This window comes from Coriobacterium glomerans PW2 (assembly GCF_000195315.1).
In the GTDB taxonomy this organism is placed as follows: domain Bacteria; phylum Actinomycetota; class Coriobacteriia; order Coriobacteriales; family Coriobacteriaceae; genus Coriobacterium; species Coriobacterium glomerans.
In genome coordinates this window covers 1,476,287-1,487,910 of sequence record NC_015389.1, presented here as the reverse complement: position 1 = coordinate 1,487,910, position 11,624 = coordinate 1,476,287, and the positions used below count along the sequence as shown (strand labels likewise).

Genomic DNA, 11,624 nt, shown 5'->3' with positions numbered 1-11,624 from the left:
GCCGGCGCACGTGGACATCTGCTGTGAGGTCGGCCGTTCTCATCGGCTGCGTCGCTGCGACACTGCTTGCGTCGAGCGCTGCGGTCATGTGGGCCCAAGGCGCGGCGAGCCCCGGGGTGCATTCCGGGGCGGATGCCGGTCAGCAGGGCTCGTCCGTCAAGGAGAGTCGCGTGAGCGCGCACAAGACAACCGATCCCGAGCGCATCGACGGCAAAAGTGGCGACCGCGCTCAACAAGCCGATGCGGCCGCTACCGATGGCTCGACGGGCGCCAAGAAATCCGGGGCGGGCGGTGGTTTGCAACCGGCCTCAGATGGCACGAAACATCAGGCGTCGCCCACGAATGAGAACTCTGGTGCCACGTCGCCTCGCGCGGCCGTCGTGGGCACGCGATTCTGGGGGTCCATTTCTGTAGGCGGCAAGGTATGGAGATGCCAGTATGGCGTCACGAGCGTCGATCCAGATAACAGAACGGTGGAGATCGGCAGCGGAGTCAACAAGGAGAACGCATTTCAAAGCACGCAGGGAGAGGTTCTGGATCCCGCGCCGAGCGGCGATGTGACGCTGCCGCACACTATCGTCTACAACAACGACGTGTACACGGTGAACCGTGTCGGCTCAATGGCCTTCTGGCAGTGCTATGACATCACGTCCACCGGCCTCGCGGACAAGGACTCAACCATCCTCAGCATCGGGCGCGAGGCCTACAACCATGATGGTAGGATCGGAGAGACCGGCCTTGCTGAGAATTCAAGTGTCACTCTCATCGATGGGGGTGCATTCTCCAACGGCAACTACGATAAGACCGGTTTGGCCGATAATGACTCGGTAAAGCAGCTGCGCGCAAACGCCTTCGATAACGATCAGAATCTGAAGACGACCGGACTTGAAAAAAACAAGTCTGTGACAGATCTCGGTATGGATGGTGAGATGGGTCCCTTCTACGACTGCAAGAGTCTGACCTCGACAGGTCTGACGACGAACACGACGGTCACCTCCATCGGGGCACGCGCTTTCCATGACTGTCCTAGCTTGGGCAAGGAGCCCGATGTCAACGGAAACACCAACTTGTACGATCTGGTGCTGAACGCACCCGAAATCAAAGACAAACCGCTTACTATCGGGATCGCCTCATTTGACGGCACCAACTACGATCGGCTGTATCTCAACGGTCCGCCGGAGAGTTTTAAGCTTGTGCGCGATAGCAGCGGAGCGAAATCGTCGACGTTTACGGGCTCGAAAATAACCAAGGTGTTCGTGCCCCCCTCATGGGCCGAAGTTCCGACGCTGACGGACGACAATATAACCTTTTCTCAAACGGACGGCACGCTCGTCGTCATGACTCCCATGAAGGAGGTCTCTGCTAAACGGATCACGAATAATTTCACGAGGGCGCACATGACAGTCTTCGCAAAGCAGAGCTTCAGGCTGAGCATATCGCGCGATAACGGCGGGTGCTTGGGAGAGTATTCGGTAACCGTTCCCCCTGGCTCCACTAAGGTCAACTTCGGCTTCGAGACGCTGCCGCAGAAAGAAGACCCCAAGGGCAAGCTGACGCCCAACGAAGAGCACCTGAGCGTCACCGTCGTCGGACAGACTGAATTCGCCTATCCAGCAGGTGCGACGCGGCGCAGCTACAACGTATACGACGACAAGGGTGCCGCGCCGCTCGATTGCACGGTTCCTGCCGTGCGCTACACGATAAATTTCTTGCCGAACAAGGGCTCGGGCACCTTGATGCCGGCACAGACCAAGATCTACGGCGAGACTTTGAAGCTGCCGAGAAACACGTACACCCGTGGAAAGGACTTCGAGTTTACCGGGTGGAACACCATGGCCGACGGCAGCGGAGAGCATCTCGACGACCAGGAGACTCTGATTGGTGATCTGAGCAAGATGCAAGATGCCACCGTGATGCTCTACGCCCAGTGGAAGTCCAAGGTCTCCATGTCTCTCACGGTGCACAGCGCCGATTCAGGTGGCGCTTTGGTTGCCGGTGCCGGCTACGTCTTGAGCCACTCGAGTAAGGTCTCGGACACTTCAAAATGGGCCAACGAGGTCTTCATCGATAAGGACAAGACCCACCCGGTCGGGCCCAACGGCTGGCCCCGGGTGTCGGGTACCGATGGCTCGATAGCCCTATACGGTCTGGCTCCGGGCGACTACTATCTCTTCAACACGATGGCCCCCGCTGGCTTCCAGCTCTGCGGCTCGGTAAGCGAGATCCTCATCGCAGAGGGTGGGACCGTCACGATCGATGGCAAGCACTACGAGCCGGTGACGCCCGGTGCCATCGATGTGACGATGAGCTACCAGGCCGCACCGACCCTGCCGGGCACCGGTGCCTTCGGGTCCGGACCCGCGCAGGCAGGTGCGTGCGCACTGGCGCTGACGGCGGCACTCGGCGCGGCGACGCTTGTCTGGCGCCGCCGTGGGGGATTGGCGCTCTAGCCGACACTTCTCCGTGTTTCGCTCAGGCATTTGCGAGCGGATCGAAGCGTGACGGATTATCGTGCGGGATTGTCGATATGTTCCACCTAGGTTGCGCGCGCGATCTCAGTCGGCTTGCCGCGGCCTCGTGGCAGCATGCATCCTCGCACGGAATCGGTTGCACTGTGAGCCGGCGCACGTGGACAACTGCTGCGAGGTCGGCCGTCCTCATCGGCTGCGTCGCAGCGGTGCTGCTTGCGTCGGGCGCGGCGGTCATGTTGGCCCAGGGCACGGCGAGCCCCGCAGTGCATTCCGGGTCGGATGCCGCCACGGCAGGGGGAGAGCGGCCGTCAGCGCGCGGGATCCGCGCCGCCGATGCGGACGCGCACCGCGCCGACACGGGGACCCCGCGAGCTCCAAATCTCGGGCGGGCGCCGCGAGCTCCGAATCTCAAGCGGGCCCCGCGAGCTCCGAATCTCAAGCGGGCCCCGCGAGCTCCGAATCTCGGGCGGACCCCGCGAGCTTTAAATCTCGGGGGGACCCCGCGAGCTTTAAATCTCGTGCAAGAATTCCACGCGTTCATCGGCGTAAGGAACAAAGAAGGGTGACCTAGCGGTTCCGTGTCGCCGACGACGATGCGGAGCACCCGACGTGCGAGATCTACGGATACCTGTCCGGGCAGAAGGATTATCACGCCGCGATCTCGGACGCCGACATCGAGATTACTGCTACGCGCTCGAGCAGACGGGTCTGAATCGCAACACCACTCTGACGAAGCTCGGAAACAAGGCGTTTTCCAACCGCGCTGCCACCGACAGCAGCAAGGTGCCCGTGAGCGCTCTGAGCACCACCGGGCTCGAATCGAATCGCACCTCGCTGGGCGCGGCCGCCGATGCCTGCAGCCGCGCGCTTTTTGACTACAATCAGGGGGTCAAATAGCAGTATTCTGGTCAAAAACCGCGCGTTTGTCGCGCTCCGCACCTCGGTCGCCCGCGACCGCGCCTCTGCCGCGCCCGCGCCTCGGTCGCGCCCGCGACCCGGCCGCCCGCCCTCGCCCCCGCGCCCGCTCGCACCTCGGCCGCCCGCGCCCGCGCGCCGGCAAGAAAATCAATGGAATGACACCTTGGACGCGGTACGGATTACTCAGATGGCTACACTGATACGAGGTGCGCACCCCATGACCTCCACATCCGTTGGCGCTCATGTGGTATGCTGCATGCCCGTCGCGCGGCCCGCGGCGGACGAGAAGGCACCCGTGCTCATGTGCGCGGTCTGCTCGCGATCGTGGTCCGCACATGCAAGAAGGGATAGGACGGATGGCAGACAAGCCGCGTCATGACGGCAATCACTTCGGATCCGGTGACGAGCCGGGCTCGTGCAGGCCCGATGAGACGTCGGCATTTTTGAACGCGGCCGGTTGGGCCAAGCGTCCGCTCATCGAGCCGGACAAGACCTCTGCCTTTCTGGAGGCCGCCGGTGCCGTGCCGCCTCCCGGCTGTCATCGCGCACCCGCCCTGCCTGCGGGTCTGTGCACGCCGAGCGGCGCTGACCGAGCGGACGCGCGCCCGAGCGGCGGCTCAGAGGTGGACGCTTCGCTGAACGCGCGCGAAGATCCCGCGCCCGGCCGCGGAAGCGCTGCGAGCGCCGCCGAGGACGACATGTCCACCTCCGATTACGGCGGCGTCATGCGTTCGGCGCGTCTTATGACCGGACTCATCGTCTTGTCGCGCGTGACCGGTTTCATACGCACGTGGGCCATGGCGTTCGGTATCGGCATCAGCACCGTCTCAACGGCGTTTCAGATATCGAACAACCTACCCAACACCCTCTACGAACTCGTTATGGGCGGCATGCTCGTCACGGCGTTCCTGCCGGTCTACATGGACGTGCGTCGCAACAGAGGACGCGCTGGCGCCGAGGACTACATCGGCAATCTGCTCGGGATCCTGCTGGTCGTACTCGGGGTGATCGTCGCGCTCTCAACCGTGTTCGCTCCGGCGGTCATCTGGACGCAGTCGTTTCTGGGCAGCAGCGATGCCGCCGACGCCGCCAAGACGATCGATCTGTCCGTCTTCTTCTTTCGCTACACGGCCGTCCAGATCCTGTTCTACGGTCTGGGCTCCGTGTTCTCGAGCGTGCTCAACGCGCATCGCGAGTATTTCTGGTCGTCGTTCGCCCCTGTGCTCAACAACGTCGTGACCATCGCGAGCTTTCTGGCGTATCGTCCGCTCTCGCAGGTGAGTCCGATGGCCGCGCTGCTCGTGATCGCCGTGGGATCAACCGCCGGGGTCGCGGTCCAGATGGTCTGTCAGATCCCGGCGCTCATCCGCTTGGGCATCCGGCCGCGCCTGAGGATCAACCTCTCCGATCCGGCGCTGCGCCAGACCGTGGCGCTCGGCGTGCCCACGCTCGTGGCGACGGCCTGCACCTTCGTGCTCGGCTCCGTCACGAACTCGACGGCCATGCACGTGCAGCCGGAGACCGGTGCGTCGGTCATCGCCTACTCGCGCCTGTGGTACACGCTGCCCTATGCGCTCATCGCGATACCGCTGTCCACGGCTCTGTACACCGAGCTTGCGCGCGATGCCTCCCGCGGAGACACGCGAAGCGTGCGAGCGGGCATCTCACGAGGGGTCAGCGAGCTGTTCTTCTTCATGATTCCCCTGGCGCTGTACGTGGTCGTCTACAGCTTCCCGCTGAACCTCGTCTACGCGGCCGGGGCGTTCACCGTCTCCGGCGTGCATCTCGTTGCGAGCTACACCGCCGTGCTCGCTCTCTCCCTGCCGTTCTACGGACAGTTCGTGCTTCTGCAGAAGAGCTTCTCCGCTCTGATGGACATGCGGCCCTATGCTCGCTTCTGCTTGGTGGCGGCCGTGTGCGAGGCGACCTTCACGCTGGTGGTCGTCATGGTGCTGGGAGGGGGCATGGAGCTGATCGCCCTGTCGAACCTCTTGTACTTCCTCGTGCTCGACGCGCTGTCGATCCGATGGCTGCGTCGCCGGCTGCATGGCCTCAATGTCGGCACCATCATCCGGGGCTTCGCGACCGGCGCGGTGCTCGGTGCGCTGGGCGCGGCGGCCGGCTGGGGCGTCATGCAGGCGCTGCAGGCGACCACGGGCCCCCTTGTGGTCACGGTCCATGGAACCGAGGTCGCGGTTTCGGCGTATCGCACGCTTTGCTATGTCGTCATCTCGGGTTGCGTCTCGCTTCTCGTGACGTTCGGTGCGGCCGTGCTGGTGGGCGTACCCGAGGCCGATGCGGTCGGCTCGCTCATCCGCAGACTGCTGGGCGGCCGCAGCCGGCGCCGGGCGCGCGGCGGCATGCAGCGCTGCGCCAGACCGCATCGACGCCGCGCCACATCCCGGACGCGCGCGAGAGGGCGCGTCGCCGCCTCTCCGTCGGCTGCGACGACGCGGCGCAGCCACGTCGGAGGCGAAGTCGCGGCGCGCGGTGAGGACGCGCGCGTCACGAGCGCGCACGGACGTCCCGGGGCTCGCTTCGGCCGCGGCCGTCCCGCCCCTCCGTCTCTGAGCGCCCCATCCTCCGCGCGTCTCGATCAGGCCGGGCCCCGTGGCGGCACCGGCTCCGCTCGTCTCGATCAGACCGGGCCTTGTGCCGGCACCGGCTCGAACCACCGAGCGGTCTCAGGTCCGAACCGCGCTGGCGACTCGGGTGGCCGACGCCTTTCGCCTCCGGGTGCAGGCGGCTCGCGAGGGTCGTGCTAGCGCGTCATGCTCGGTGATGAGGACATCATGAGCCTGGCGGAGCAGGTCTCCCGCGTACCGGCGCTGCCGGGCTGCTATCTGTGGAAGAACGCCGCCGGCGAGGTCATCTACGTCGGCAAGGCCAAGAATCTGCGTACGCGCATGCGCCAGTACGTGACGCTCGCCGACGACCGCGAGAAGATTCCTCTGATGATGCAGGTCGTGCGCGGCTTCGACTACATCGTCGTGGATTCCGAGCACGAGGCGCTCGTGCTCGAGCGCAACCTCATCCGCCAGTACCGCCCCTACTACAATGTGGACTTCAAGGACGACAAGAGCTATCCGTTCATCGCGGTGACCGAGAGCGATCTGTTTCCCGCTATCAAGTACACCCGGGAGCGCCACAGAGCCGGCACGCGCTACTTCGGCCCCTACACGGACAGCCGCGCCGCGCGAGAGACGATCGATACCCTGCGCAAGGTCATACCCGTCTGCAGCGCTGGGTGCGCCGAGTGGCGCCGGGTGCGCCGCATGATCGAGGCGCATCGCGGGGATGAGGACATCGTGAGCCTGGTGTGCGCAACCGGTGGCCGACCCTGCTTCGATTACCACGTGGGCCGCGGCCCGGGCGTGTGCGTCGGCGCCATCGCCCCCGAGCAATATGCTCGGAGCATCCGAGCCGTGGAGCGCTTTCTCACCGGTCAGCGCCGCGATGTGGTCAACGAGCTCGTCTCCGAGATGAACGAGGCCGCCGAAGCGCTCGATTTCGAGCGCGCCGGCCGCATCAAACGGCGTCTCCAGATGATCAGCGACCTCGATGACCGGCAGCAGGTCGAGTTTCCCACGAGTGTGGATATAGATCTCGTCGGCTTCTATCGCGAGGAGACCATCGCCGGGGCGTGCGTGTTCATCGTGCGCGAGGGACGAACGATCAGAAGCGTCGAGTTCATCCTCGACAAGGGCCTTGACGTGGAAGCCGATGAGCTGGTCTCGGGCTTCATCAAGCGCTACTACGACGAGACGGCCGACGTTCCCGCCGAGGTCGACGTCGCGATCGATCTCGCTGACGCCGAGCTGCTCGGCGAGTGGCTCACCGAGAAGCGCGGCAGGGTGTGCCGGCTCCACCGTCCGCAGCGCGGCGAGAAGCACCGTCTGCTTGAGACCTGCGAGCGCAACGCGCGCCACGCTCTCATGCGCTATATGATGCGCACCGGTTACGCCGACGATCGCACGAACCAGGCGCTGCTGCAGCTCGAGAGCGCTTTGGCGCTTCCTGCACCTCCGATGCGCATCGAGTGCTTCGACATCTCGACCATCCACGGGTGCTTCACCGTCGCCTCGATGGTGGTGTTCACAGCGGGCCACGCTGACAAGAGCCAGTATCGTCGCTTCCGCATTCGCACATCAACCGGCGAGGCCAACGATTTCGCCTCGATGCTGGAGGTGCTGGGGCGACGCTACGCACCGGTGCGCATGGCCGACGAGCGCTTCGGATCTCGGCCGGATCTGCTTGTGGTCGATGGCGGCAAGCCGCAGCTGACGGCCGCCATGACGCAGCTCGCCGAACTCGGACTCGATATACCGGTGTGCGGTCTGGCAAAGGCGGACGAGGAGCTGTTCGTGCCCTGGGACGACACACCGGTCGTGCTGCCGTCCGGTTCGGCGTCGCTCTACCTCATCAAGCAGGTTCGCGACGAGGCTCACCGCTTCGCGATCACGTTCCATCGCCAGCTGCGCGACAAGGCGATGACGGCTTCGGTGCTCGACGAGATCGAGGGCGTGGGCCCTGTGCGCAAGCGCGCCGTGATGCGTCACTTCGGCTCCATGAAGCGACTACGTCAGGCGAGCGCGGAGCAGATCGCCGAGGTGAAGGGGATCCCCCGGGCCGTGGCGCAGGAGATCTTCTACATGCTGCGCGCCTGGGACGTCCGCAGCGGAGCCGTGGAGTGCGGCGCGCCGGCCGCAGAGTCTGAGGGTGGAGGGCGCCGTGCTGCCGAGACCGAAACCGAGACCGAGACCGCTCCCGCGTCTGATGGTCATCACAAAAGCGCGCCTTTTGTACATAAAACTATTGAATAACCCCCTGAATCAAGTCAAAACCCGCGCATCTGTGAATGGCACGGCCGCCGAGTCGTCATTGAAAGCAGGGAAACCAACCTAGCGCCATCAATCTGATCCGCAATCGGCTGACGCGTCAACGACATGAAGACGGCGCTGCGATCGGCACTGTCAGTCGGTCTGAGGCGCCCCTGCCGGCGCCTGGGTGACTGGCATGCCGCGGTGTGCGCATTCCCTGTTGGACCCGTGTAACCTCCTGCTGCATTTCTGCAAGATAGATGACCGATATCGGAAAGACACGTCTGATAGCTTAGGGCGGTGTCAGGTCATTCTGAGGAGGATCGTGATGAAAGCAATTGACATGCGGATCAACGAATTGCTGCGGGAGGCGCATCGGGCAAAGCGTTGTCTGGCGATTCGCAGCGGCAACGAGCGCCGCGCTCTTCGCAGGCGTGTGAGATCGCATGAGGTGGTGGAGGCGGAGCCGGGAGTGTTCGCCGAGATCTCCTATTGGAAGACCCTCGGTGAGGACGAGCGCGCGATGCACCGTATTCGCGCCCAAGCGAGCCTTCATCCGTCTTGGGTGTTCTGCATGTTCTCGGCAGCCGTCGTTTTCGGTCTCGAAGTGCCCTTCGAGCTGCTGGGAGCAACGCATGTCGCTTCTCACGGCAGCTATCGGACAAGGTCGCCCGGACTGCTCGTCAGACATCGGCTTTCGGTCGAAGAGCTGGAGCGCGTCGATGGGATTCGCGTGACCGGGATCGACGAGACGGTCCTCAAGTGTCTCTGCGCGACATCCACGGAGCTCGGACTCGCGATCGTCGATTCCGCACTGCATGCGGGGCTGACCACAAAGGCTTGCCTGGAGCGTTATCTCAAGGACCGCGGTTCTGGCAGACGGGGCATCGATCAGGCGCGCAATACTTTGCAACTCGCGGACGGACGCAGCGAGAACGGTGGGGAGTCGCGTGCCCGCGCCGTGATGATCGAGATCGGATTTCCGCCGATCGACCTGCAGACGGAGTTCGCCGATCCGCTTCGCGCCGATCGAAAGTTTCGCGTGGACTACCTGTGGCGCAGCGTTGACGGTGCACTCGTGGCAGGCGAGCTCGACGGCCGTGCGAAGCGGTGGGATCCCGCGCTGCTGGGCGGGCGCACGTCTGCCGAAGCGATGGAGCAAGAGCGGCAGCGCGAGGCGCTGCTCACTGCGCACGGCTTGCGCATCGTCCGTTTCAGCTTCAGGCAGGCTCAGGACCGTGCCGGTCTAGCTCGGCTCCTCGCGGCTTACGGCATTCTCCGCAACCCTGTGGGCGGGCTGGCGCACTGTGATACCGCGCGGGACGGTAGGGCGGCGACTCAGTGATGCCGCGCGGGACAATCAAGCGGCGACGCCGTATCCTGTGCGGGACGGTAGGGCGGCGACGCAGTGATGCCGCGCGAGCGATGCTTCCACAAAAGCGCGGTTTTTGACTGGATGCAGGGGGTTATTCATTAGTTTTGTATACAAAAATCGCGCAGATATACGACTCTCGCTGGCGGCGGAGGAGCGTACGGCCGTGATGCGGGCATCTCCCTCAATCTTCCGGTCCGTTGTATAATCGATATCGCCTTCAGAAATGATCGATAGTTGCCTGTTTGACCACAGCGGAATGAGGATTTTGAATCAACCGAAAGCAGAGATCCCTTGCCTATCGACTGAGATCATTGATGTTTTGAATCGGGGGGGGGGCGTCGTACTCGGATAGAGTCTCTTGTAATATTCCATCTCATGGTGATTGCCCTTGGGAGCGCCTATCTTCTGGCGGGTGCGTTTCACGGTAACATTTGGTTTGACGAGAGCTACAGCCTTGCGATCTCCAACCACTCGATCTCGGATATTATTCGCATCGGCTCGGCTGATGTTCATCCGGTTCTCTACTACATCGCACTCTGGATTCTCCGTCAGGTGTCAGGTGGCGGAATCTTGGCGTGCCGGCTGTTCTCGGTGGCGGGATCGATTTCGCTGGGACTACTAGGATTCGGCTGCGTACGACGCGATTACGGACAGCGCGTCGGTGCGATGTTCTCATTTCTTGCCTTGTTCACGCCCTACGTTTCTCACATGTCTGTAGAGATCCGCATGTACTCCTGGTGCGCCTTTGCCGTGACCCTGTGCTTTATCTTTGCCGCAAGGATCTATCGCGTCTGCTGCCGTGACGCCCAAAGCGCGCGTATCCCACTGAGCTGGTGGGTCACATTTCATGCTGCGAGTCTCGCATCGGCGTATCTGCACTATTTCGGCACGATCTGCGCGCTGTTCATTGTTGTCGCGTTATATGCGGGTATTACACGGACTCATGCTGATCGATCTGTACGCGCTGGTCTTGTTGTCGGTGCAGTGTTGCAAGTTTTGTGTTACCTGCCATGGCTGATCATCTTCCTCCGGCAGATTGTGAAAGTCGAATCGGGTTTTTGGATTACGGTTCGCTATCCCGATGCGCTTGTGCAGGCCGTTCTCTTCCCTTTTATTGACCCGTGGGTTGCCGATGCGGTTGCCTCAGCGTTCGGACTTCCTTGTGGCGTTGCCATCGGATCGATATATTCGAAGCCCGACCCATTCGCTATATCGTTGGCAATGCTATGTGTCCTTGCCGCTGTTTTCGCCTATCGACGCGATCGGAGGTGCAGAGGAGGGCTCCAGCTCTTCGCCAGTCTGATGGTATCAACTTTGGTATTGTCGGCGATCGGCAAACCAATCTTTCAATACCGATATCTGTATGTCGCAATCGGGCCGCTGCTGCTCTCGTGCGCTCAGGCGTTATTCGGCTCGTCAGATGATAGTCGAGTTAAGCCGAAGGTCCGCAACCGACCTGCTGCGGGACGTGGTTCTAGCATAGGAATGTTTTACCATGCCCGCCTTGTGGCGTTGGCAGCAAAACCGTTTGCTCCGGTCGGAATCATAGGAGTTTTGCTGGTTCTGTCTATAACGGGAAAGTTCAAACTCATCGAGACTCTGTACTCGCCACAGAATATCGAACCCGTGCAGGAGCTTCGCGAGCAGGGGACCGCCATTCACTCCGTATGGACGCAGGATGCATCTTGTATGGGCCTACTCGCAATAACTGCACCCGAGCGGAGGATCAATTTCGTCGACAGATGGTCTCAACAACTGGCATACGAGGCGTACAGCCCGGGGATAAATTTCTATCAAGCTGGCAACTGGGGAATGCATATGCGGGGAGAGCGTTTCAACGTGATTTCGCGTTATGCAGGAATTGAAAGCGAAGTTTCTCACCGGAGCGTCATACGACAGACCCACATTGATCTCAATAAGTCGTTTGACAACAGGTTCATCATTCGCTCCGACAAGGCGCTGTTTAGGCCCTATGAGCAGGTCTGGTACATCGTTTCCGAGGTCGAGGAATGTTGAGCGACCAAAATTTGCGTTTTTATC

General features: G+C 62.4%; 6 protein-coding genes. All 6 read left to right on the top strand.

All coding sequences use genetic code 11. From position 1 onward, the window contains the following. The first annotated feature begins 23 nt into the window (after positions 1–23). The 6 genes from CORGL_RS06490 (at position 24) to CORGL_RS09450 (ending at position 11,600) form a co-directional block, all read left to right on the top strand. Positions 24–2,450, top strand: coding sequence for a leucine-rich repeat protein (locus CORGL_RS06490; protein ID WP_013709110.1), 2,427 nt, complete (start codon positions 24–26; stop codon positions 2,448–2,450). Positions 2,451–3,080: 630 nt separating this feature from the next. After that, on the top strand, positions 3,081–3,368 hold the full coding sequence (locus CORGL_RS06485; RefSeq protein WP_013709108.1) for a hypothetical protein: 288 nt from the start codon (positions 3,081–3,083) through the stop codon (positions 3,366–3,368). Between the two features lie 377 nt (positions 3,369–3,745). Continuing rightward, positions 3,746–6,154: a murein biosynthesis integral membrane protein MurJ gene (gene murJ / locus CORGL_RS06475; protein ID WP_013709107.1), complete on the top strand. Its 2,409-nt coding sequence runs from the start codon at positions 3,746–3,748 to the stop codon at positions 6,152–6,154. Positions 6,155–6,160: 6 nt separating this feature from the next. Further along, a complete protein-coding gene (gene uvrC, locus CORGL_RS06470) occupies positions 6,161–8,212 on the top strand; it encodes an excinuclease ABC subunit UvrC (RefSeq protein WP_245526891.1) in 2,052 nt (683 codons plus the stop codon). A gap of 325 nt (positions 8,213–8,537) precedes the next feature. Next, positions 8,538–9,554: a hypothetical protein gene (locus CORGL_RS06465; RefSeq protein ID WP_013709105.1), complete on the top strand. Its 1,017-nt coding sequence runs from the start codon at positions 8,538–8,540 to the stop codon at positions 9,552–9,554. Positions 9,555–9,959: 405 nt separating this feature from the next. Further along, positions 9,960–11,600: a glycosyltransferase family 39 protein gene (locus tag CORGL_RS09450; protein WP_013709104.1), complete on the top strand. Its 1,641-nt coding sequence runs from the start codon at positions 9,960–9,962 to the stop codon at positions 11,598–11,600. Positions 11,601–11,624 lie beyond the last annotated feature (24 nt).